The organism is Psychrobium sp. MM17-31 (assembly GCF_022347785.1).
In the GTDB taxonomy this organism is placed as follows: domain Bacteria; phylum Pseudomonadota; class Gammaproteobacteria; order Enterobacterales; family Psychrobiaceae; genus Psychrobium.
The window spans coordinates 559,253-584,147 of the sequence record NZ_JAKRGA010000001.1; the positions used below are offsets into that span (position 1 = coordinate 559,253).

Annotated in this window: 21 protein-coding genes; 2 read left to right on the plus strand and 19 right to left on the minus strand. The window is 43.3% G+C overall.

The window, feature by feature from the left end:
• Positions 1-6: 6 nt before the first annotated feature.
• Together MHM98_RS02480 and MHM98_RS02485 are read right to left on the minus strand one after the other, a co-directional pair.
• The gene (locus tag MHM98_RS02480) at positions 7-582 is read right to left on the minus strand and encodes a hypothetical protein (RefSeq protein ID WP_239437642.1); all 576 of its coding nucleotides are present in this window, start codon (positions 580-582) and stop codon (positions 7-9) included.
• 39 nt (positions 583-621) lie between these two features.
• A complete protein-coding gene (locus MHM98_RS02485) occupies positions 622-1,338 on the minus strand; it encodes a helix-turn-helix transcriptional regulator (RefSeq protein ID WP_239437643.1) in 717 nt (238 codons plus the stop codon).
• 123 nt (positions 1,339-1,461) lie between these two features.
• Between MHM98_RS02485 and MHM98_RS02490 the strand changes: the two genes are divergently transcribed.
• Positions 1,462-2,670: a patatin-like phospholipase family protein gene (locus MHM98_RS02490; RefSeq protein ID WP_239437644.1), complete on the plus strand. Its 1,209-nt coding sequence runs from the start codon at positions 1,462-1,464 to the stop codon at positions 2,668-2,670.
• Here the strand turns inward: MHM98_RS02490 and MHM98_RS02495 are convergent.
• Positions 2,667-4,613 carry a monovalent cation:proton antiporter family protein gene (locus MHM98_RS02495; RefSeq protein ID WP_239437645.1) on the minus strand — a complete coding sequence of 649 codons (1,947 nt, stop codon included), beginning with the start codon at positions 4,611-4,613 and terminating at the stop codon, positions 2,667-2,669. The two genes, MHM98_RS02490 and MHM98_RS02495, sit on opposite strands and share 4 nt — an antisense overlap.
• 225 nt (positions 4,614-4,838) lie before the next feature.
• Between MHM98_RS02495 and MHM98_RS02500 the strand changes: the two genes are divergently transcribed.
• The gene (locus tag MHM98_RS02500) at positions 4,839-5,747 is read left to right on the plus strand and encodes a GGDEF domain-containing protein (protein ID WP_239437647.1); all 909 of its coding nucleotides are present in this window, start codon (positions 4,839-4,841) and stop codon (positions 5,745-5,747) included.
• 45 nt (positions 5,748-5,792) lie between these two features.
• Here the strand turns inward: MHM98_RS02500 and tilS are convergent, their stop codons facing one another.
• The 16 genes from tilS to pyrH form a co-directional block, all read right to left on the minus strand.
• Complete coding sequence (gene tilS / locus MHM98_RS02505) at positions 5,793-7,115, minus strand: tRNA lysidine(34) synthetase TilS (RefSeq protein ID WP_239437649.1); 1,323 nt, start codon at positions 7,113-7,115, stop codon at positions 5,793-5,795.
• Between the two features lie 106 nt (positions 7,116-7,221).
• On the minus strand, positions 7,222-8,178 hold the full coding sequence (gene accA, locus MHM98_RS02510; protein WP_239437650.1) for an acetyl-CoA carboxylase carboxyl transferase subunit alpha: 957 nt from the start codon (positions 8,176-8,178) through the stop codon (positions 7,222-7,224).
• A 352-nt stretch (positions 8,179-8,530) separates the two neighbouring features.
• Positions 8,531-12,007, minus strand: coding sequence for a DNA polymerase III subunit alpha (gene dnaE, locus MHM98_RS02515; protein ID WP_239437651.1), 3,477 nt, complete (start codon positions 12,005-12,007; stop codon positions 8,531-8,533).
• A gap of 28 nt (positions 12,008-12,035) precedes the next feature.
• Positions 12,036-12,635 carry a ribonuclease HII gene (rnhB, locus tag MHM98_RS02520; protein ID WP_239437652.1) on the minus strand — a complete coding sequence of 200 codons (600 nt, stop codon included), beginning with the start codon at positions 12,633-12,635 and terminating at the stop codon, positions 12,036-12,038.
• A 19-nt stretch (positions 12,636-12,654) separates the two neighbouring features.
• Positions 12,655-13,827, minus strand: a complete 1,173-nt coding sequence (lpxB, locus tag MHM98_RS02525; protein ID WP_239437653.1) for a lipid-A-disaccharide synthase — start codon at positions 13,825-13,827, stop codon at positions 12,655-12,657.
• A 21-nt stretch (positions 13,828-13,848) separates the two neighbouring features.
• Positions 13,849-14,613: an acyl-ACP--UDP-N-acetylglucosamine O-acyltransferase gene (lpxA, locus tag MHM98_RS02530; RefSeq protein ID WP_239437654.1), complete on the minus strand. Its 765-nt coding sequence runs from the start codon at positions 14,611-14,613 to the stop codon at positions 13,849-13,851.
• Between the two features lie 3 nt (positions 14,614-14,616).
• The gene (fabZ, locus tag MHM98_RS02535; RefSeq protein ID WP_239437655.1) at positions 14,617-15,063 is read right to left on the minus strand and encodes a 3-hydroxyacyl-ACP dehydratase FabZ; all 447 of its coding nucleotides are present in this window, start codon (positions 15,061-15,063) and stop codon (positions 14,617-14,619) included.
• A 27-nt stretch (positions 15,064-15,090) separates the two neighbouring features.
• Positions 15,091-16,113: a UDP-3-O-(3-hydroxymyristoyl)glucosamine N-acyltransferase gene (gene lpxD, locus MHM98_RS02540; protein ID WP_239437656.1), complete on the minus strand. Its 1,023-nt coding sequence runs from the start codon at positions 16,111-16,113 to the stop codon at positions 15,091-15,093.
• 1 nt (position 16,114) lies between these two features.
• The gene (locus tag MHM98_RS02545) at positions 16,115-16,633 is read right to left on the minus strand and encodes an OmpH family outer membrane protein (protein WP_239437657.1); all 519 of its coding nucleotides are present in this window, start codon (positions 16,631-16,633) and stop codon (positions 16,115-16,117) included.
• A gap of 49 nt (positions 16,634-16,682) precedes the next feature.
• Positions 16,683-19,187, minus strand: a complete 2,505-nt coding sequence (gene bamA / locus MHM98_RS02550) for an outer membrane protein assembly factor BamA (protein WP_239437659.1) — start codon at positions 19,185-19,187, stop codon at positions 16,683-16,685.
• 35 nt (positions 19,188-19,222) lie between these two features.
• On the minus strand, positions 19,223-20,578 hold the full coding sequence (gene rseP, locus MHM98_RS02555; protein ID WP_239437661.1) for a sigma E protease regulator RseP: 1,356 nt from the start codon (positions 20,576-20,578) through the stop codon (positions 19,223-19,225).
• Positions 20,575-21,765: a 1-deoxy-D-xylulose-5-phosphate reductoisomerase gene (gene ispC / locus MHM98_RS02560; protein ID WP_239437662.1), complete on the minus strand. Its 1,191-nt coding sequence runs from the start codon at positions 21,763-21,765 to the stop codon at positions 20,575-20,577. Before ispC ends, rseP begins: the two co-directional genes overlap by 4 nt.
• Positions 21,765-22,634 carry a phosphatidate cytidylyltransferase gene (locus MHM98_RS02565; RefSeq protein ID WP_239437663.1) on the minus strand — a complete coding sequence of 290 codons (870 nt, stop codon included), beginning with the start codon at positions 22,632-22,634 and terminating at the stop codon, positions 21,765-21,767. The genes ispC and MHM98_RS02565 overlap by 1 nt, the downstream gene beginning before the upstream one ends.
• 13 nt (positions 22,635-22,647) lie before the next feature.
• Entirely contained in the window at positions 22,648-23,412 is a 765-nt protein-coding gene (gene uppS, locus MHM98_RS02570) for a polyprenyl diphosphate synthase (RefSeq protein WP_239437664.1), read from the minus strand.
• 126 nt (positions 23,413-23,538) lie between these two features.
• Complete coding sequence (gene frr, locus MHM98_RS02575) at positions 23,539-24,096, minus strand: ribosome recycling factor (protein WP_239437665.1); 558 nt, start codon at positions 24,094-24,096, stop codon at positions 23,539-23,541.
• A 26-nt stretch (positions 24,097-24,122) separates the two neighbouring features.
• A complete protein-coding gene (pyrH, locus tag MHM98_RS02580) occupies positions 24,123-24,863 on the minus strand; it encodes a UMP kinase (RefSeq protein ID WP_239437666.1) in 741 nt (246 codons plus the stop codon).
• Positions 24,864-24,895: the final 32 nt, after the last annotated feature.

Genomic DNA, 24,895 nt, shown 5'->3' on the forward strand with positions numbered 1-24,895 from the left:
TCAACACTATATTTTCTCGACACTTACTTCCCCAACACTTATTTCCTTAACATAGTGCCAATATGCAGCTTCATCAAACACCGACAATTGGCGATTCATAAATCCATGCGCTAACGGCAGCTGACGAGCAGAAACCATCTCTTTATTCGACACCTTTTCAATCACAGGTGCTAAATCAAAATGCGCTTCTTTGGCGGGAAAAACTATCGTTAGCGGCTTAAGCGGCACTAACCCCTGATAGTGGCGGATCCGCCCCGGATAAAAACACAGAGCCTTTTCGACATGTGCAGCCGATGAGTCATTTGCTAATACACGCCAGATGGCGCTTGCTCCAGCGCTAAAACCAATTAATCGACACGGCTCTGTTTGATTAACAAGTATTTGAGATAAAGACGCGATATAAGCGTCTAGGCCACCGTTGTCGATAAAACACTGATAGGCTTGTTCTTGACTGGCAAACTGATGTTCGATACCTAGATAAGGGTCGACAATTAATGTGTCAGCAGGTAACTGACAGTCTTGAATAAACTGAAGAAGAAATTGATTACGGCCAAAAATGTCCGTAGCTATAATGGTGCGCATAATGAGAACTCACAAAAATCGATTATACCGCGAATGTTGTTATTTATGCGCTTGTTTTTGCATTAATTTAAATGCCTTAGGTGTAAAGCCAAAACACTCTTTAAACGTACGGCTGTAATGTGCGCTGTCGGCGAACCCGTAATCATGCGCGACGATTGTTATCGAGTTCGAAAGCAATAGATCATCGATAGACGCCATTAGCTTTAACCACAGTTGATAACGTCGATAACTGATGGCCATTTGTGCTTTAAACAAATGTAAAAAGCGCGATGGTGACAAACCAACTTGCTCTGCAATTTCACTAGCGCTCGTGACTTGCAATGACTTTTCCTCAAGTAATCTCATCGCCTGCTCAATTCTTGGCTCCATCGTCACCACAGAGCAGGAATCGCAATAATGCTGGATAATATTTTCGATTAAGGTAAGCAAAGAGCGATTCATTTCATTATGCGGGCTAAAAAGTGACGCGATCGTGATACAACAAGCTTCTAGTGAAGAATCGTCAGTGCGACATCGCAACCATCGTGCAAATGATGATGCTGGATTGATTAGCAAAATAACAACGTCAGACGTTGCTGTTAAACGGTGCTCCTGCATCACTGGCAAGATGTGATACATATCCTTAATAACTTGCTTATCAACTTCAAAGGCTTCGTCTAAACGAATAGTAAGTTGAATCGCATAATGGCGATGGCTCCTGTTGTCATTAACACTGCCCTTGATTAACGCACACTGAGAATTACGCGCAAAAAACATCGATTAAAGCCTTTCTTTTAACCTTTCACTATTAAAACTGGTTTAACACAATAAATCATTATCTCTATAGATTATTTTTTGATATCTTCAAAGATAACTCGCTGATTTTGGAAAATTATTATCATGAACGCCGCCCATAAATCTCTACACAACAGCAAGCACAAAATAGGCTTATTGCTCAGTGGCGGCGGCGCGCGCGGTGCCTATCAAGTTGGGGTGTTAAAAGCGATTGCCACCTTTTATCCTCGTAACCACAGCATCCCCTTTCCCGTTTTATGCGGCACATCCGCAGGCGCCATTAACAGCACGGCATTAGGTTGTTACGCGTCTAGTTTTCACCTTGGGGTCAAGAAACTCGATTGGATTTGGCGCAATATGCGCACTCATCACATTTATCGTAGTGACTTGGGACGGGTGTCTCATCACATGTTTAATAATGTCACCAAATGGATGCGTAGTGATTTATATCGCAACAGGCCAACGTCCCTGTTGGACAATTCACCACTGCGAGAGCTAATTAATCAAATGGTGCCCTTTGAGCGTCTTGAACGTAACATTGCCAATGGTTATCTGCATGCGCTTGCAGTGACAGCATCGAGTTACGAAACCGGAAATTCGGTGTCATTTTACCAAGGACACCCTTCGATAGAAGACTGGAAACGCTCTAAACGCGAAAGCTTACGCGGTGTGCTGCACGCCGATCACCTAATGGCGTCATCAGCACTGCCGTTGGTTTTTCCAGCCATTGAGGTAAGGCAATCATTCTACGGTGATGGCTCTATCCACCAGCTATCTCCTTTGAGTCCGCCGATTCATTTAGGTGCTGAGAAAATTCTTTGTATTGGTTTAGATTCGCCACATGATAAGCCAGCTCACGGTATGATGCGTCATCCGAGCGCCTCTTCCATCGCTGGTCATCTACTCGATAGTGTGTTTAGTGATACGCTGGATTCAGATATCGAACGTGCACAGCGAGTTAATGCAACGTTGGAACTAATTCCGAAAGAAAAATTAGAACAACATGATTTACGCCGCATAGATACGTTTTTAATCAATCCAAGTATCGATATCAATAAAATCGCCCATCGCCACTTTGACGAGGTTCCTTGGGCCATTCGCAGGTTAATGGCAACAATTGGCGTGACTAGACAAAGTGAATCGAGTTTAATCAGCTACTTATTATTCGAAAAGGATTACTGCAAAGAACTTATTGAAGCAGGTTTTAATGATGGCATGGCGCAAGCTAAAGAGCTGAAAGAATTTTTAGATATCAGTGATGTAAAAGTGCGCGCTAAACACGCACAATATGACGAGCTTGCCAATCAACATTAGCCACCGTTAAGTAAATAGCGCTCTGCCCGCTCCACGCGGCGTGGCTTGCCACACAAAATGAGCACATCATCCTCAGCAATAACAAAGTTATGCTCGGGTTCGCTGATCTCTTGGTGATTGCGACGAATACCCCGCAATGTAATGCGCAAGCGCTCTAGCGGCAGCTCACCAATGCTATTACCAATAACATGGGCGTCAAATGGTAAAGCCACAGCATGGAGCTGCTCTAAATCCAGCTCCATACTATGGGAAGACTCATCACCGTGGAAATAACCATGCATAAACTTGTACTGATTTTTACGTTCAATTTGAATGCGCTTAAGTACTCGGCTCATGGGTACACCAGATAAGAACAATACTTGCGACACTAACATTAAACTGCCCTCCAAGGCTTCTGGCACCACTGTTTGTGCCCCAGCCTCTTTAAGCTTTGCCATATCGGTATCATCTCGCGTTCTGATCATTACTTTAATGTCTTGCCCCATTTCCTTACAGGCGCTAAGAACCTGCATTACGGAATGATTATCATCGAAAGTTATAACAACAAGTTTTGCTTTGTCGACATGACAACTCTTTAGAATATCGCGATGACGACTGTCACCAAAGAGCACGTTTTCACCACCTACTAAGGCTTCTTGAATACGAACAGGATCTTGATCCATCGCGATATAAGATATGGCTTCTTTTTTAAGGAAACGAGCAATGGTTTGTCCTACGCGACCAAAGCCACAGATTACCACGTGATCTTTCATTAACTCACACGTTGTTGGGATAGGCAGCGGCTGCTCGAGCAACGTTTGTGACTTGATAAGTTTCTTAGCTAGTTTATCTGCTCGATGCATCAAGATTGGCGTTAATGCCATGCTCAGAACACCAAGCGCAATAATAAAGGAAACGGTGCTATCCGACAGCAAACTATTCTTCTGCGCTAGCGCAAGCACCACAAAACCAAATTCGCCAACTTGTGCCAAATAAATACCGCTCTTTAACGCACTGCGACGCTTGGCGCGCCGATTGAGGTAAAACGCCGTGATAATGAGCGATTTTGTCAGAATCAATAAGGGTAAGCACAACAACAATAACGGCCACTGCTGAGCCACTAAGGATAAATTGAGCATCATACCGATGGACACGAAAAATAGTCCCATCAAGATATCTTTAAAAGGTCTAATATCCGCATCGAGTTGATGACGATACTTACTTTCACCAAGCATCATCCCTGATAGAAATGCGCCGAGAGCAGCAGATAATCCCAATGAATAAGTCAGTGCTCCCGTTAACACCACAACCATTATCGCCGTTAATACAAACAATTCATCTGAGCGCGCCCTAGCGATTTCATCAAACAGTTTAGGCAGTATTAACTTACCGGCGAGAAAAATAATGACGAAAGCCCCAACCCCTTTACCGAGAGCGAGTAACAGAGATAAGCCAAAGTCAGAATCGGTACCGAGCATGGGAATCAAAATAAGAATAGGCACCACCGCGATATCTTGAAATAGCAATACCGATATCGCCATCTGTCCACTGCCGCTGTTAGTCTGGCGCATTTCTGATAGTTGCTTTATCACAATCGCCGTCGAAGACAACGCAACAACAGCGCCAACAATTAGCGCTTGCTCTAGATCTAAACCAACTAAGAGACACACGGCGGCTATCACCCCCGTGGTCACTGAGAGTTGCGCGCTGCCCAAACCAAATACTAAGCCTTTCATCGACATCAATTTAGGTAGTGAAAACTCAAGACCAAGAGAAAACAACAAGAAAACGACGCCAAGCTCCGCCAGAAAGTGCATTTGCTCGGAATCCGCTAACAGCTCAAACACGCTAGGGCCAACTAAAATGCCTGTCACCAAATAGCCCAAAACAGGTGGGATCCTCATGCGCCTAAAGACCAGCAACACTAAAATAACCAACAGTAATGAGATCAATACAGACAGCATAGACGATGGGATCCTTGTGGCATTTCCTAAACAATGTCTTCTACTGTAGCGCAACAAGTGGCTATTTTAAAAGCACTCTTTAGTGGGATAACAAATTTGATCCTTTTTGGCACACCCTTTGCTTTGTTACTAGTAAATAACGCTGTGTCAATTTTTTGAACAGCACGAGAAAGTTTCCGAGCAAGGATGTAGTGCCGGTTATCACACAATAGAGTGAGAATTAAAATGCAACGTCTAAACTTAACTATCAATGAACTAGAGAGCATTGAATTTACTTCAATCGCCAAAGAATTCAGTGACAACGCCAATGCGCCAGTACGCAGAGCGTTAGATAAACTTGATTTTTTACAAAAACTTAGTGTTGCTATCGAACTTCAACCACTATTAGCAATATACGCTAGAGAAGTGAGTATGCGCCTGCAAATCACAGGCCTTGAGTTTGAATATCAAGATCAAGTATTTCAGCCTAAATACTCACAAGGTAGTTGTTGTGTATTGAGTAGCCAATTGTTTCTACACGACAAATCGTTAGGCACAATGCGCTACTTATCAACTAAACCGTTGGCACAGCCGCAGCGGCAGTTAATTGCCTCTTTAGAGCAGCAATTATTGCAACCGTTAAACAATGTACTTATTTTCGAGCACAACCGTCGTTTAAGCCTACGTGATCATTTAACTGGTTTAGGTAATCGCAGCTATTTCGATGAGACGCTAAGCTCAATGAAGGCGACTGCACAGCGCGAAGATCGTCCGTTTAGTCTGTTGATGTTAGATCTCGATAACTTTAAGCAGGTCAATGATCAACACGGCCATGCTGAAGGCGATGCGGTACTTAAGCAGTTTGCGAAGATTTTACGCGAAGCATTACGCTCGAATGATTATGTGTTTAGGTTTGGTGGTGACGAGTTTGTATTATTACTCGCCCATAGTGATTCGTTAAACCCGGGGTTAGTTGCGCAACGCATTATCGATAATGTGTGTAACGATGCGCTCTTAAACGGTCATCATGTAACAACCTCTATCGGTTTTACTAATTGGCAGCAAGGTGACTGCAGCGCCTCAATGGTTGAGCGTGCAGACAAGGCTTTATATCAAGCTAAAGGCGACGGTAAAAACAACTACCGCAGCCTATGATGTAAACCTTTAAATTCAGGTCTTAATACTAAATGGCAAAGACGATTAACCGCGTCTTTGCCATTTTATGTTTATAGCATCATCATCTTCAACAGCACACCAATCTTTTTCAACCCAATAACCAATCGCCGCGACTAATTCACCATCAGCGCACAAACAAGGTACTAGCCCTCGTTCCCAGGGGGGCACCCTATGCTCTTGCCACAGTTTTTTTAACGTTCTGCGCTTATCTCGAGTGCTCGGCCACGATTTTATTGATCCAGCCAAGCCGTATTCAATAGTGACTTTGCAATGTTGATTTGGCTGCTTAATAGCAATATCACCTTCGTTATCATTTAACATGACTTTCCCAAGCGGCGTCGTGATAACGTCTGACTGATTAATATCTTTGATCGCTATGGTGGCAGGCATTTCTTCATTAGTTGTCTCCACGATATATAAGCGCTGCTGAAAACGCCTAATAACAGCTTCGCCTAATTCTATTTTTACCTGAGCATCGTCTTTGCTTTGTGTTTGCTTGATAAGCTGAGCGAGTTGTTTTTGTGACGGTAAACTGACACTGTTTATTCGCAGCCAATAACGCATAAGGTTATTGCGCCTTGCTGGCGAGAGTTCATCAAGTAGTGAAAGCGCTAGCTGCTGATTAGAACAGTCCTGACGCGCTAAATCACTACTTGCCACTTCATCAGCAAGCTCCATTTGCTCTTGGCATAATTGTGCTGTGCGTGCGACATTACGGCTAAATGACGGCCAACGCTGATTGAGCTCTTTTATAACGCTGTGACGCAGATAATTACGATCAAATTGCTCGTCAGTGTTACTTTCGTCTTCCACCCATTCAAGCTTATTTTGCGCAGCCCAGGCTTCAATGTCAGCTTGCGAAATATCGAGTAATGGTCTGGCGTGTAAGCCATCACTAAAAGGCGTGTCAGGCATCATACCTGCAAGGCCCAATACGCCGCTGCCACGCTTTAACGCTAATAATAACGTCTCTGCTTGATCGTCAAGGTGCTGCGCCGTGACTAAAACGCAATCACTATTTACATGCGACGATAAAGCGTTATAGCGCAAACGCCTTGCCTCACCTTCAATCCCTAATTTACCCGAAGTCACTTGAACCTTTTCAGCGCGAAAGCTAACGCCATAGTCTTTGCATAGAGAGTGACAAAACAGCTGCCAATCATCAGCTTGTTGGCTAAGACTGTGATTTACATGCACCGCCTTTAAGTTGCGCAGTGGAATATCAGATTTAACCAATAAATCCAGTAATACAACAGAATCTATGCCACCACTTAAACCAATCACGAACTGCTTGTTCGCGAGCTGATGGGTTGCAATAAATTGATTAACCTTAGCAATGAGGTTCATAGCGCTCTAACGGAAATAAAAAGTTATTAGGAGTATATATCACTCCCCAAAAAACAAAAACGCCGTTAAAGTTTCCTTTAACGGCGTTTTACGTCAGTAATTACTATTATGCGTAACCGAACGACATTAAGCGCTTGTAACGGTTATCAAGCATAGTATCTAGATCTAATGCTTTTAGAACAGCGATTTGATCAACAAGCGTTGTTTTGATGTTATTAGCCATTGCATCGAAATCGCGATGTGCGCCGCCTAATGGCTCTTCGATGATGTTATCGATTAAATCTAAATCTAATAAACGATCTGAAGTAATACCCATAGCTTCAGCCGCTAGTGATGCTTTTTCAGCACTCTTCCACAAAATTGAAGCACAACCTTCTGGAGAAATTACTGAATAGGTACTGTATTGCAGCATGTTAACCGTATCACCAACACCGATAGCCAATGCGCCACCAGAACCACCTTCGCCGATAACGGTACAAACTACAGGTACCTTAAGACCAGCCATCACTTTTAAGTTACGTGCGATAGCTTCTGATTGTCCGCGCTCTTCAGCACCAACACCTGGGTAAGCTCCCGGAGTATCAATTAGTGTAACGATAGGCATGTTAAAACGTTCTGCCATTTCCATTAAACGCAAGGCTTTGCGGTAACCTTCTGGACGCGGCATACCAAAGTTACGCTTTACTTTCTCTTTAGTGCTGCGGCCTTTTTGATGGCCAATGACCATCACAGGCATACCATTTAAACGAGCTGTACCGCCGATAATCGCTTTGTCATCAGCATAGGCACGATCACCACAGATTTCATCGAAGTCTTCAAAAACGCGCTCAATGTAATCATAAGTATATGGACGCTCTGGATGACGAGCGATTTGGCTTACTTGCCACGGACCTAGATCTGAGAAAATCTTTTGCGCCATTGAAACACTTTTTTCTTCTAGTGTTGCAATCTCTTGGGCTAAATCGATGTTAAGTGAACTATTGCTGCTTACGTTACGCAATTCATCAATTTGCGCGTGTAGTTCGGCAATTGGTTTTTCAAACTCTAAAAAATTCTGACTCATTAACTCATCTCTATTAAATTGTGGTGTTCGCCCAGATACAATCCTAGTGGATTATAGCCCAAACGACTAAAATATCTCAGGGGCTGTTTGCCTTTGTTGAAGTTTTTTGCAGCGAATTGTTCGGGTTTTATACAAGGCAGAGCCTGCGACGCTTAGTGGGCTAAGCTAGCAGGCGATAACGCCGTAGAAATCACGAACAAGCGCTGTCCTTCGGATGCAATGACAAGACATTTTCACCGCATTATTCGTCGCTCGCCTAGGTAAACTAGGTGTCGCTCCTCATGCCTTGCGAAACAGCCTTGTCAATTGCACAAAATTCATCTTCAAGGGTAAACAGGCCCTCTTTAGGTCTTTAGAACTTCAATCGCACATGCCGCTTACCAAGTAGCATTCGCAAGTTGTCCAACAGTTCATCATCTGGCGTTACCCGCCATTGAATCCCCAACTCGAGTTTGGCAGTGGCTTCAGCACGTGAATAAAAAATATTAACCGGCAATGCACCGTATTGAAATGGTGCTAAAGCTTGGTTAAATCGTGTAAAAAAGTGCTTATCGATCTGTTGTTGTTCAACCTTGAGTTCCAACGCTGTAGCAAAGCGCTCACGGGCATTTGCGACGTCATAGACCTCTTTGACCGACATTCTATTACCACCGGAAAAATCATCAAAGCTGACCTCTCCCTCTAATATCAATATTTTGTCTTTTTGCAGTAATTCTTCGTACTTTTCCAAGACTTCGGCATATAAAGTTGCCTCTAAACGACCACTTTTATCATCGATGGTTAAAATCCCCATCTTAGATCCGCGCTTAGTGATCATCACACGCGAGGCGATAACTAAACCAGCTGCTTTAACTTGTTGGCCGCGCTCCGTCGGCGCAATGTCTTTTAAACGACAACGAGTATAGTGTTTAAGTTCAGGTAAATACTGATTTATTGGGTGACCTGTCAGGTAAAGACCAAGGGTCTCTCGCTCGCCTTCTAGCCAGATTTTATCGGGCCACGGCATCACATCGGCAAACTCGTGTGTCACGTCTTCATCGTGACTCGCCAACAGGCCAAATAAATCGTGCTGACCAACGGCTCTGTCTTTGGCATGTTGCTCAGATGCTTTTATAGCTTCAGGTAATGACGCCATCATAGCCGCACGATGTGGCCCTAGCTTGTCTAGTGCCCCTGCTTTAATCAGCTTTTCGAAGGTGCGCTTATTAACGCGTTTAGTATCGACACGACCACAAAAATCAAACAGATCTTTGAAAGGACCACCTTCGGCGCGCGCTTCTAAAATCGCATCCACAGGGCCTTCACCCACACCTTTGATAGCGCCGATGCCATAAACAATCTCTTCGTCTTCGTTAACACTGAACATGTATTGGCCAGAGTTTACATCTGGCGGATGCAGCACTAACTTCATGCGATCACATTCATCCACCAAGGTCACGATCTTATCGGTGTTATCCATATCCGCCGACATTACCGCCGCCATGAAATAGGCAGGATAGTGACACTTCATCCACAGCGTTTGATAAGAAACCAGTGCGTAGGCTGCCGAGTGAGATTTATTAAATCCGTAACCCGCGAATTTCTCTACCAAGTCGAAGATTTTCATGGCGAGTTCGCCATCGATGCCATTTTTTATTGCACCTTCTTCGAACGTCGAGCGCTGCTTAGCCATTTCCTCTGGTTTTTTCTTACCCATCGCACGACGCAACATATCCGCGCCACCAAGGGTATAACCCGAAAGTACCTGCGCAATCTGCATTACCTGCTCTTGATACAAGATAATGCCATAGGTTGGCTCAAGTACGTCTTTTAGCGATTCGTGCTGCCATTGTTGGTCAGGGTAAGAGACTTCCTCGCGGCCGTGTTTACGGTCGATAAAGTTATCTACCATGCCCGACTGTAGCGGCCCCGGTCTAAACAGGGCTACTAGTGCGACGATATCTTCAAAACAGTCAGGTAAAAGACGGCTAATAAGCTCTTTCATACCCCGAGATTCCAACTGGAATACGGCGGTGGTTTCACTGCGCTTGAGCATATCAAATGACGGTTTATCATCGAGGGGAATCGATTCGATCATCACAGGCTCTAGGCCTTTATCCTTACGTGCTGCGTTAAGTGGATCTAACGCCCATTTCAAGATGGTCAGCGTACGCAGACCTAAGAAGTCAAACTTTACCAGTCCCGCTGTTTCAACGTCATTTTTATCAAACTGAGTAACAGGATTTTTACCTTCATCGTCACACAGCAGCGGCGCAAAATCGGTAATGGTGGTTGGCGAGATAACAACACCACCGGCGTGTTTACCGGCATTACGCGTTGTACCTTCAAGGCGGCGCGCCATATCGATAAGCTCGCGCACGTCTTCGTCTGCTTGATAAAGCTGATCGAGCTGCGGTTCAACATCCCATGCTTTAGCCAGCGACATCCCCGGCTCTGCGGGAATCAATTTTGTTAAACGGTCAACGAAACCATAAGGCTGCCCCATCACACGGCCTACGTCGCGTACAACAGCCTTTGCCGCCATGGTACCAAAGGTAATGATCTGGGATACCGCATCACGGCCATACAATTCAGCTACGTGATCGATTACTCTATCGCGACCTTCCATACAAAAATCGACGTCGAAATCCGGCATCGAAACACGTTCAGGGTTTAGGAAGCGCTCAAATAGCAAATCGTATTCAAGAGGATCGAGATCGGTAATTTTTAGCGCATAAGCCACTAATGAACCAGCACCAGAACCACGCCCAGGGCCCACAGGTACATCGTTATCTTTACTCCACTGGATAAACTCCATTACGATAAGGAAGTAACCGGGGAATCCCATTTGGTTAACAACGTCGAGCTCGACTTTTAAGCGATCATCATACTCAGGGCGACGTCTGCTGCGCTCTTCTTCATCAGGAAATAAGAATTCTAAACGTTCTTCAAGACCTTCTTCAGATACCTTAACTAAGAAGTCTTCAATTTCTAAATCACCTGTTGGGTAATCAGGCAGCACGTATTCATCGAGTACAACGGTAACATTACAGCGTTTAGCAATCTCGACGCTGTTTTCTAATGCCGATGGAATATCGCTAAACAGCTCGCACATCTCTTCTTCGGTGCGCAGGTATTGTTCTTCGCTGTATCGTTTTGGGCGCCTAGGATCAGCTAACGCATAACCATCGTGAATCGCCACGCGCACTTCATGGGCATCGAAATCGTCACTATTTAAGAATACAACTTCGTTTGTGGCAACTACAGGAACGTTAGTCTGGCTAGCAAGCTGACAGGCAGCGTGTAAATACTCTTCTTCGTTAACGCGGCCTGTGCGCAATAGTTCTAAATAATAGCTATCTGGAAAATGCTCTTGGTAGAAAGCCAAACACTGGCGAGCGAGTTTTTCGTTGCCCTTTAACAGCGCCATGCCTACATCGCCTTCACGACCACCAGAGAGAATGATCAGGCCTTCGTTATATTTTGCTAGCCATTTTTTGTCGATAACGGCTTTATCTTGAATCTTACCGCGTAAATAGGCTTCGGAAATCAATAAGGTGAGATTGTTGTAACCCTTGTTATCTTTACAGAGAATGGTAATACGCCATGGCTCTTCATCGAACTCATCGCTTTGCACCCACATATCTGCGCCAATAATTGGCTTGATGCCAGCACCGTGCGTGCCGCGATAAAACTTCACCAGGCCACACATGTTAACCAGATCGGTAATAGCCATTGCAGGCATTTTTAACTCATCGACTTTGCCAACAATCTTACCAACTTTGGCAACACCATCGGCCATCGAGAAATCAGAGTGGATTCTCAGGTGAACAAATTTAGGATCGGTCACAACAATTCCTTGCTAAAAAGCAGCTTAGTTATTTTATTTCTAGTGCCGCTTTTACAGGTTTAAAACTACGTCGATGATAAGGGGTTACGCCAAATTGCTCAATCATTTCCATGTGCAATTTCGTCGGGTAACCTTTGTGTTTAGCAAAGCCAAACTGCGGAAACTCTTTGTCCAGCGCTTCCATTTCGCGATCACGGGTTACTTTGGCGATAATAGAGGCAGCACTTATTTCTTCAACGCGAGCATCCCCTTTTACCACAGACTGCGATGAAATCGGCAGCTCAGGACAACGATTACCATCAATCAGTACATGTTGCGGCGTTACAGGCAGGCCAGCGACTGCTCGCTGCATCGCCAGCATAGTCGCGTGAAGAATATTCAATTCATCAATTTCTTGTGGGCTAGCACGGCCGACACAATAGGCCAGCGCATTTTCAATAATAATATCGTACAGGGCATCGCGCTTTTTATCAGAAAGCTTTTTAGAATCCGCTAAGCCTTCGATTGGTTTATTGGGATCTAAAATAACCGCGGCGGTGACCACGTCACCGACTAATGGGCCGCGGCCAACTTCATCGACGCCAGCGACGATGAGATCAGGAAAAATAAATTCTGGTTCTGTCGGCATACTATTATTCTTATTGTTTTTATTTCTGTTTGATTAGGCCAAGGACACTGTCGGCAGCACGCTCACTAGCATCACACTTAAGTAATTGCTGTAACTTACTAAATTCACCCAACATCGCTTGGTTATCACTATCGAGTAATTTCGACGCTTCAGTGACTATATTATCGATAGTCGCGTCATCTTGAATCAGCTCGACAATCAGCTCCTTTTTAGCGAGTAGATTAGGTAATGAGTAATGCTCAACTTTCATCATCGGCTTAAAGATTTTATAGGTTAGCCAATGAATCTTATGCACAACCACCATAGGACGGTTAACGAGCAAGCCCTCTAAAGTCGCGGTGCCAGAAGCAAGCATGATAACATCACTTGCCGCCATCACATCGCGTGACTGGCCATCGATAATGGCGATATCAAGATTTGGTGCAAGCTCCGCTTTCGCGGCAAGAAATTGCGCCTTGCGTTGCTCATTTACTAATGGAATAACAAAACGTAATTCAGGGTATTTTTCTTTTAACCGCAACGCCGCTTCAAGATACATTTGACTATTGTATTTAAGCTCACTGCCACGACTTCCTGGCATTAGTGCGAGATATTTAGCGTCTAGTTCAAGGCCTAGTTTATCTCTGGCATCTTGTTTAGACATATCTGGCGCGATTTGATCCGCCAAAGTATGACCGACAAAATCACAGGGAAAATCGTATTTATCGTAAAATTCTTTTTCAAACGGCAGCAAAGCTAGTACTAGGTTAGTAGCCTTGGCAACTTTAAAAATGCGCTTTTGACGCCATGCCCAAATCGATGGACTCACGTATTGCACGGTTTTAATACCCGCTTCTTTCAATTGGAGCTCTAAGCGCAGATTAAAATCAGGTGCGTCGATACCAACAAAGACATCAGGTGGATTCGCCGTAAAGTGCTCGAACAAAGCGCGCTTAACAGCAAACAGGCGGCGCAGGCGGCTAAATACTTCAACGAGTCCCATCACCGACAGCTCTTCCATATCAAACAGACTGTGACAGCCTTGTTCAATCATTTGCGGGCCACCAATGCCTTCGAAGACGGCGTTAGGGTAACGTTTTTTTATAGACTTGATAAAACTCGCACCAAGAATATCGCCGGAGATTTCTCCGGCGACAATACCGATGCGAATTGGAATGAGATCAACGTCTGTAGTAGGGGTTATCTGGCTCACGCCAACTCCTTAAGTCGTTGGTTAGCGAATGATTCCGCGGGTAGATTTGTTAATGAAATCAACAAAGAGTGCAACGTTTTCATCGTCTGAACTATTTAATTCAGTAACAGCATCTTCAAGCGACAATTGCTGCTTGTAAAGTGTTTTAAAGCCTCGGCGAATCGCCAAGATTGAAGCTTTACTAAAATCACGACGCTTCAATCCTTCACTGTTAATACCCCGTGGCACACAAGGTTGCCCAGAACAAATCACAAACGGCGGTACATCTTGATTGACCCAAGAAGTCGCACCAACAAAACAGTGAGCACCAATTTTCACAAATTGATGTACGCCTGTCATGCCGCCGATAATTGCAAAGTCATCAACATGAACATGGCCAGCAAGATTAACGCTGTTAGCTAAAATACAGTTGTTGCCAATCATACAGTCATGAGCAACATGTACATAAGCCATCAGCAGGTTATCACTGCCGATTTGTGTAATTCCTTTATCTTGTACTGTTCCACGATGAATTGTCACGCCTTCACGCACGACATTGCGATCCCCCATGATTAATTGGGTATCTTCACCGGCAAATTTCTTGTCCTGACATTGCTCACCCACCGAAGAAAATTGGAAAAAATGATTTTCTTTACCAATCTTCGATGGACCTTTAATGACCACATGAGATTCGACAATACAACCGTCGCCTAGTGTCACATCGGCACCGATATAACTCCACGGTCCTACGCTAACGTTCTTGCCTAGGGTTGCATTGGGATGTACAAATGCTAAGGGATCTATCACAATTTAGTCCTTACGAGCACACATAAGATCTGCACTACAAACAACCTTGCCATCAACTTTGGCTTCACAATAAAACTTACCAATACCGCGACGTTCTTTTAAATATTCAACATGAATATGAACAACATCACCTGGCACAACTGGTTGCTTGAATCGCGCGTTATCAATTGCTGCAAAGTAGTAAAGAGTATCGTCTGACTTTTCAATCGTTTTAAAACCAAGAACACCGGTTGCCTGAGCCATTGCTTCTAACAACAACACACCTGGCATAATAGGTTTGATTGGAAAGTGACCTTGGAAAAACGGCTCGTTAATAGTTACGTTTTTAACGGCGTGCAATGATTTACCCACCTCGAAGTCAATAACCTTATCGATTAATAAAAAAGGGTAACGATGAGGCAAAAGCTCCATGATTTCATTGATTTCAAGTGGTGATAATTCGTTAGACAAAACAATTCTTCCTGAGTAAAAGTTTTCTTAAGCTTGATTAAGTCGTTTTTCAACGGCTTTGAGTCGTTTGGCCATATCGTCGAGCTGACGATAACGCGCGCCATTTTTGCGCCATTCACGGTTAGTTTGAGAAGGCATACCCGAAGAGTATACACCAGCTTCAGAAATATCTTTAATAACCATGCTCATCCCTGTGATCGTGACCCCGTCACAAATAGAGAGATGACCATTGATGGCACATGCACCACCGATGATACAGTTATTGCCAATATTGACACTACCCGCCACACAGGTATTCGCCGCCATAGCACAAAAATCGCCAAGGATTACATTGTGGCCAAGGTGAACTTGATCATCAATAATACAACCTTTACCGACAACAGTGGCATCTAACGCGCCGCGATCTATTGTTGTACCAGCACCAACTTCTGTACCAGCACCAATTTTAACACCACCAAGCTGTGGGATTTTATGCCATTGCCCGTTATGTGGTGCAAACCCAAAACCATCGGCGCCGATAACCGCGCTAGAATGAATCAAACAGTTAGCACCGAGCTTAACGTTGTGATATATCACAACGTTTGCCCACAGTTTAACACCGTCACCTAATGACGTGTTCTCACCAACGAAACAATTAGCGCCAATCACGCAGTTGTCGCCAACAATAGCACCAGCTTCTATAACGCTGTTAGCCCCAATGGCTACGTTTTCTCCGATAGTCGCCTGCGCAGATATTTTTGCCATCGGGCTAATGCCAACAGCCGGGGCAGGCGTCGAGTCCATAATATTGGCTAGCATAGCGTAACCAACATAAGGCTCATCCAAAATCAGAGCATTACCATCAAAATCAGCGGCATCAACTTCACGCATAATAATCGCGCTTGCTTGTGACTCAAAGATTTGCTCTTTATATTTCGGGTTAGACAAAAAAGAAATCTGCCCAGATTGAGCAGATTTCAAAGTCGCGATGCTAGAGACGACTACACTGTCGTCCCCTTTCACTAATGCATTTAGCTCTTTCGCTAATTGAGCGAGAGTAAATTTTGCCATATTACTTAGACTTAGCTACTTTCTTTGCAACCAATTGAGAAATGTCATTCTCTTTATTGATATAAGCTACAGCGTTCGATTGCAGAATTACATCGTATTTCTTTTCTTTTGCAACTTCGTTAACCGCTTTTTGAACCTGCAATAACAATTTGTTTTGCTCTTCAGCACCACGACGACGCATATCTTCTTCTAATGCTTTACCTTTTAATTGGTAATCGCTTTTTAGAGATTCCATTTCGCGCTGCATATCTAGTTTTTGTTGCTGAGTTAATAACGCAGCATCGCGCTTACTTTTCTCAGATAGATCTTGCATTTTCTTAACGATAGCTTGCACCGCTTCACGACGTTCTTTGAACTCTGATTCTAGATTCTGGCTTAACTGTTCACGTTGTGGCAGGTTCTGAAAAATAGTTCCCATATCGATTACGCCAATCTTTTGCTCGAAAGCGTAACTCGCACTGCTAAATGAAGTGCCTACTAATAATGCTGCTGCAGTAACTGCTGTTGCTAACTTGTTCAAAATTTTCTCCTTTAAATACTGTTTTTACTAAACAGTGAATTCTTTATAATTAAAATGTTGTTCCGATATTAAACGAAAATACTTCTAAACGATCACCTTCCACTTCGCGAATTGGTCTCGCCAAACTAAATACCAATGGTCCCATTGGTGATAACCATTGGAAAGATACACCGTATGACGCTCTAAACTCACTAGGATCTGAGAAATCATAAATTTTATCAAACTCAGATGCGGAAAACTGACGATAGCGGTCATAATCAAATTCCGTATCCCATACATTGCCGCCTTCAACAAATAGACTTGTTCGAACAGAGCTCGACGCTCCCTCATCAACAAATGGCGTCGGTACGAAAAGTTCAAGTGTTGCTAATGCTTGAGCATTACCACCAATCGCGAAACCGCGCTTGGGGTTATTTTGAATACCGTACTGGCTATATGAAATAGTTGTAGGGTCACCATAAATCAAGTTTGATTGATCAGTAATGATATCAATTGGGCTACCAGAACCTTGTTCCCTATTACCTAATAAGTATATTGCTTTAGGGCCGACTGTATTGGCTTCAAAGCCACGCAGAGAGCCTGGACCACCAGCACGGAAGTTTTCATTAAACGCGTATAAATGATCATTGCCATCAACTTTACCATAGCCATTGCCATAGCCAAGTTTAATCTTTCCCATCAATGAATAACGATGATCACGCGTTAATGGGAAATAATGTCTCGACTCTAGCGCTAGACGGAAATACTGAATCTCACTACCAGGAACTGTCATTTTACCATTGAAAGTAGTATTAGACCCAGCTGATGGAAAGCGAGCACGATTTAAGGTATTTCTGCTCCATCCAGCGGATATTTCGAAGTTGTCAAAAGCAATATCACCGTTACTAGCGCCACCGTATACAGCATAAAATGGTTTAACCTGCTCGTACTGATTTAGTTCAGAAATATCATTATGTCTAAAAGCAATACCTAAATTTATTCGGCTTACAGGATTAATTGGAAAACCTAAATCAAAACCAATGCCATATGATTTGTTGTTATAACGCGCTAAATTTGCATTACCCGCATCATATTCAGACCAATAAATATTTGCTCCGCCACTAATCCCATCATGTGTTAAATATGGATCGCGATAAGACAAATTAACGTTTTTTTGATACTTATTGGTATTAAAATTAATACCTACGCGGTTACCTGTCCCCAACCAATTATTCTGAGTAACGCCTAATTGTAGACTTAGGCCGCCATAGCTACCGTAACCAACACCAGCATTAAATGACCCTGATGCAGTTTCTTTAACTTTAACTTCAACGTCGACTCTGTCGTCATGTCCAGCCACCGGAACTACTTCAGTTTCTACATCCTCAAAGAAACCTAAACGATTTAAATAATTCTTTGATCCTTCAAGTTTACTATTATTGAGCCAAGTACCTTCTAATTGGAGCATTTCACGGCGTAAAACTTCGTCTTTGGTATTATAATTCCCGACAAATCGAATATCATTGACATAAACACGAGCACCAGGCTCTATATTCATGTTTAAAGTTACTTCTTTTGTCTCATCATCTATTTCTGGATAGGTTGTTACTTTTGGAAAAGCAAATCCATAATTGCCAAGAAAACGAGACAATCTTTCTTCAGTAAAAGTAACCTCTGCGCCGTTATAAGTATCACCCTCTTGCATAGGAATTAAGCGCTCAAGAATAGTTCGATATTTCTCTATATCACCAATTAAGTTAACTTTCTTGATTTTATAAATCTCACCTTCATCAAGATTAAGTGAAATATATAAACTCTTCTTGTCTGGCGTCATTGATACCTGAGTGCTGTCAACTTTAAACCGAATATAACCGCGATCTTTGTAAAAAGATTCCAATGTCTCTATATCACCCTGCAGCTTTTGTTTTTGGTACTTTCGTTCACCGAAAACATTCCACCACGCGGTATAATCTGTTAATTCAAAACCTTCTTTTAATTCTTCATCACTAAAGACAGTATTACCAACTAAATTAATCTGCTCGATACTTGCGGCATCACCTTCTTTAAAGTTGAAATTAAGTTCAATACGGTTACGTGCCAAAGGCGTAACGCTGGCTTCAACCTTTGCAGAATATTTACCGACACTATAGTAAAAATCTTCAAGTCCTTTTTCGATTTCCGTAAGCAGCGTTCTGTCCAAGGGTTCACCAACCTTGATGCCAGAACCACCGAGACTTTCAGCCAACTGCTCATCCTTGAGGTCTTTATTGCCTTCATAGTTAATCGCAGAAATCGTCGGACGCTCTTTGACCTTAATAATTAATAAACCTTCATCGCGGAAGACTTGAATATCTTCGAAGTTTGTTGACTTATAAAGGGTCTTAATAATACGAGCAATGTCAGCGTCTGTTACTACATCGCCAACTTTAACCGGGGTATTTAATAATGCTGCACCTAGTGCAACGCGTTGTAAGCCTTGAATTCGAATATCAGTTACTGTAAACGGTTCAGCTGCTAGGGAACTAAAACTTGTTCCTAATAAGGCGATTGGCGCCAAAAGCTTTGGAAACTTCATAATGCTGTTTTTATAATCCTAATTTCTCGTCTTGCTTACAAGCGGGTAAAATCGTTAAAAATTGCAATGCTCATCAGCATTAACAACAGTGCGCCGCCAATTCTAAAACCGACGTCTTGTATTTTTTCTGGCACAGGCTTGCCAGTTAAAAGCTCAATAAAGTAATACATCAAATGGCCACCATCAAGCACTGGTAATGGCAATAGATTAAATATTCCCAAATTGACACTTATCAAAGCTAAAAAGCTCAAAAAAGCAACTATTCCATAGGCTGCACTTTGGCCTGCACCTTGCGCAATAGAGATTGGCCCGCTGAGATTTTTTACCGATAGATCACCAGTAATCAACTTACCAATCATGTTGAAACTTAACAGGGTTAAATCCCACGTTTTTTGCGCACCGACAACAATTGCATCAATAGGTCCATATTCTAGAGTCAATTGATAGTCTTTTGGTATCGGCTCACCATAAGGAGCAATGCCAGCAAAACCAATTTTGTTACCCTCACTATCTTCCTTAAGGCGCGGAAATAATGCGGTGGTATGCTGCTTTGTGTTTCTTTGATAGAGCAAGTCGATGGAAGTTCCATGACTTTGTTGAATTAATATTGCGAAGCTTTGCCAACTGTTGATTTTCTCGCCATTTGCGGCGATTAAGACATCACCCTGTTGCAATCCAGCTTCTTTCGCTGCTGAACCTTCGGTCACCTGAGCAACTGTCAGCGTTGCCTTTGAGCGATAAGGAACAATTCCCCAAGAATTTAAGGAACTTTGTTTTTGCGGATCGAATTGCCAATTGGCCAAATCAATGGATTTAGTTTTCATAACCTCACTGCCAACCGGACCATAACCAATCGTAGCAGTATTACTTCCAATCAATCCAACAATGGCGTGATTAACATCTTGCCAATGGGCAACAGTTTTACCGTTGATTGACTTGATTTGATCACCAGCGGCTAAGTTGACTTGAGCGGCGATTGAGTCCTTTTTAACCTCACCCACAATTGGCTTAATGGTGCTCACACCAATCATATACATCAACGCCAGCGCAAATATAGCAAAAATGAAGTTAGCAAGTGGGCCAGCTGCGACTATGGCAATTCGCGCTAATACTGGTTTGCGATTAAAAGCACCGTGGGCAAGATTTTCTGGTACGTCTTCAACACGCTCATCGAGCATTTTGACGTATCCCCCCAACGGAATAGCACAAATGACATATTCACAGCCATCTTTGCCCACCCGTCGCCATAGCACTTTACCAAAACCAATAGCAAAACGCTGGACGATAACACCACATTTTCGCGCTACCCAAAAATGGCCAAACTCATGAAAGGCTACCAAGACACTCAGGGCAACGATGAAAAATGTAATGTTGCGCAATAACTCAATCACACTACAGCTCCTTGTCTAAGAAACTCGGTGGCTAAGCTGCGTGCTCGACTATCGACATTGAGAATTGACTCTACACAATCGGCGCGCTCTGTAGCTAACGCATCTAGCGCGCGCTCATTAAGTTGAGCAATCTGCGTAAACTTGATCTGCTGATTTAGAAATGCAGCAACACTAATCTCATTGGCAGCATTCAATGCAGTTGTAGCCCCTTGTCCCATATAACAAGCGTCAATTGCCAGTTTTAAACATGGAAAGCGAGTAAAGTCAGGCGCGTGAAAGGTAAAGTCTTTCATCGCAGTAAAATCTAACGGAGCCACACCAGCGTCAATTCGCTCGGGATAAGACATCGCGTAAGCGATTGGCGTTCGCATGTCAGGATTTCCCATCTGAGCAATCACTGAGCCATCGTTATATTGCACCATCGAATGGATAACGCTTTGGGGGTGAATAACGACCTCTATTTGATCGCGGTTTGTATCAAACAACCAACGAGCTTCAATATATTCAAGCCCTTTATTCATCATGGTTGCTGAATCAACGGAAATCTTCTGCCCCATCGACCAATTAGGATGTGCGCAAGCTTGCACTGGCGTCATTTGAGATAAAGAAGCCAGTGGTGATGTTAAGAAAGGACCGCCAGAGCCAGTAAGGAGTAATTTTTCAACCCCTAGCTCATTTAAACCACAATAACCAAGTTTCTGCTGTGCCTGTGTTGGCAGCGCCTGAAAGATAGCATTGTGCTCACTATCAACAGGCAATAACGATGCTTTAGATTTTCTAAGTTCATCAATAAAAAGCTGACCAGACATTACCAAAGACTCTTTATTGGCTAGTAATACTCGTTTATCAGACTTTATTGCAGCAAGCGTAGGTAACAGCCCAGCCGCGCCGACAATTGCAGACATTACGACATCAACGTCGCTATCACTGGCAATATCACATAGCGCATCGCTTCCAGAAAGAACCACAGTATCGTTATTTAAACGCCCTTTGAGCTCTGCAGCTGCTTGCTCGTTAACAAGCACGGCATAGTTTGGATTAAACTCCAAACATTGCTCAAATAATTTATCGACGTTACTTTGTGCCGCTAACGCGAATACCGAGAATTTATCTCGGTTTCGTCTCACTACATCTAAGGTTGATTCTCCAATAGAACCTGTCGCACCAAGAATGGTAAGTTTTTGCATTAGGCCACCAAGAACAAGTAACCAAGTGCAAATACTGGGATCGCCGCCGTCAAACTATCGATGCGATCTAGCACACCACCGTGTCCCGGTAAAATCGTTCCACTGTCTTTTATATTGCTATTGCGCTTAAGCATACTCTCACTTAAATCACCAAAAGCAGATACTAAGGCGGTGATAAAGACCAACACCAATAAAGGTAATAGCTCGATGTTATAGAAATAAGACTTGGTAATAAAAATGGCTAACATCGCAGTGATTAAGCCGCCAAGCATACCTTCTAATGTTTTACCCGGACTTACATTTGGCATTAACTTGCGCTTTCCGATACTTCGACCAACAAAATAAGCGCCAACATCAGCGCCCCATACAATCAGAAATACACTAACAATTAACATGCCGCCAAGCATAGGATCATTGGCATAACCATAGCTTCGCAGCGCGATTAAACCAATCCAGAATGGGATCAAGGTTAGCTGACCAAATAAGCCTTTATAAAACTCACTCTCTCCCCAAAAACCAGTCGCTCGCGGGTAAATAAATACCAGCAGCATGCTTATTAACCACCACATGGCACCAATAAATAGCGCGGCTTGGTAAATAGGATGTAATTGCCCAGCATTCCAAATATGACTAATTGGCACTAAGACCAAAAAAGCAGACATTAAAATTGCCAAAGAAATGGTAAATACAATGCGGTGAAGTTTGGTTTGTGGCATCGTTTTACTTGGTAAAAATGCCCCCCACTCCCAAGCTCCTAATAAGGTAACGGCAGCGGCAAAAAAAGGAAATAATGACAGGGGAAGATAAAATACACTACCTAGTGCTAATGGCGCTAACACTAGCGCGGTAATAATTCGTTGTTTTAACAAAGCTGTTTCCTATTTATTCTTGTAATGATGCAGAAACCTGCTCACTGGTGCAGCCAAAACGGCGCTCCACATTGGCAAAGTTTGCCAAAATATCTAAATATTCGGTCTCACCGAAATCTGGCCACAGTGTGGCGGAAAAATGTAACTCACTATAGGCTGCTTGCCACAATAAAAAGTTACTAATGCGGCAATCGCCACCGGTGCGAATCATCAAATCTAATGCTGGTAACTGCGCTGTGCAAATGTGTTGCTCGATAGCCTCTTCAGAAATATCGGTCGCTGACATTTCACCTGCAGCCACTTTTGCTGCTAATTGCTGACAAGCCTGAGTAATATCCCAACGGCCACCGTAATTTGCAGCTACATTTAATATCAAGCCTGAATTATCTTTTGTTTTATCTTCGGCTTTTGCTATTTTTTGCTGCAATTTATCACTGAATCGACTGGTATCGCCAATCACTTTCAGCTTGACATTGTTACGATGTAATTTGCTAACTTCACGGGATAATACCGTAAAGAACAATTCCATGAGCAATGAGACTTCATCTGCTGGTCGTTGCCAATTCTCGCTACTAAACGCAAATAAAGTTAACGATTCGATGCCTAACTCACGGCTTACTTTTACCGCTTCGCGCACGCGATCTACACCAGCTTTATGGCCCATCACACGACGTTTACCTTGTCGCTGTGCCCAACGTCCATTGCCATCCATAATCATAGCAACATGACGAGGCAACTTATTAGATGCCATCAATTGGGTTTTCAACTGGTCGCTCATTAACACTCCATAAGCTCACTAAACTAAAATTTCGTGCCTACAATAACACAAACGCTGCGTAGTATAACTAACACAGCGTTTAAATCATAGCGTATCACTCCGCCATTTATGGCAGGTGAATAAAGCTTAAACTTCTAGTAGCTCTTGCTCTTTTTCTGCTAACAAGGCGTCCATTTCTTTAATGTACTTGTTTGTTAACTCTTGGATTTGCTCTTCGCCTTTACGCGCTTCGTCTTCACCCACTTCTTTTTCTTTCTCAAGTGCTTTGATATCGCTGTTAGCGTCACGACGAATGTTACGAACAGCAACACGACCTTTTTCAGCTTCGCCACGAACAACCTTAATTAGGTCTTTACGACGTTCTTCAGTCAATGGCGGCAATGGGATGCGAATTAGGTTACCCGCTGAGTTAGGGTTTAAACCTAGATCAGACGTCATAATCGCTTTTTCAACAGCAGCGATCATCGTCGTGTCGAATACAGTAATAGTCAGTGTACGCGCATCACCAATACCAACGTTACCCACTTGGTTTAACGGTGTTTCAGCACCGTAATAAGGTACAGTGATCGAATCTAATAAACTTGGGTGTGCACGACCAGTACGCACTTTTTGCATTTGAACTTTTAGTGCTTCTACACTTTTCCCCATACGGGTTGCAGCATCATCTTTAATTTCGTTAATCACGTTAATATCCTAATTATAAGAGTTCGTTAAATTTTAGTCGTTCCGGCGTGGATTAAGGTACCAGTGCCTTCACCCATAATTACGCTGCGCAGCGCACCAGGCTTATTCATATTGAACACGCGAATTGGCATGTCATGGTCACGAGCTAGCGTGAATGCCGCTAAATCCATCACCTTAAGTTCTTTTTCTAATACCGTGGCGTAATCAAGTTCAGCGTACATTTCAGCGTCAGGGTTCTTTACAGGATCATCAGAATAAACGCCGTCCACTTTAGTACCCTTTAACACAACATCAGCTTCAATTTCGATACCGCGTAAACATGCTGCTGAATCTGTTGTAAAGAATGGGTTACCAGTACCAGCAGAAAAAATCACTACGCGGCCTTCTTTAAGCATGCTAATAGCTTCTGCCCAGTTGTATGAATCACACACACCTTTTAAATCAACTGCTGACATGAGTCGCGCGTTAACATAGGCACGGTGTAGTGCATCACGCATCGCAAGGCCATTCATTACCGTTGCAAGCATACCCATTTGGTCACCAACAACACGATTCATGCCCGCTTCAGCTAAGCTTTCACCGCGGTAGATATTACCACCGCCTAATACGATACCTACTTGAACACCTAACTCAACCAATTCTTTGATTTCCTGAGCCATGCGATCAAGTACCTTAGGGTCAATCCCAAATCCTTGCTCACCTACTAGTGCTTCACCACTTAGTTTCAATAAAATTCGACGGTAAGTCGGTTTTGGATTTGCAGTCATTCTAATTACCTTTGCCTGATTTATAGCGAATG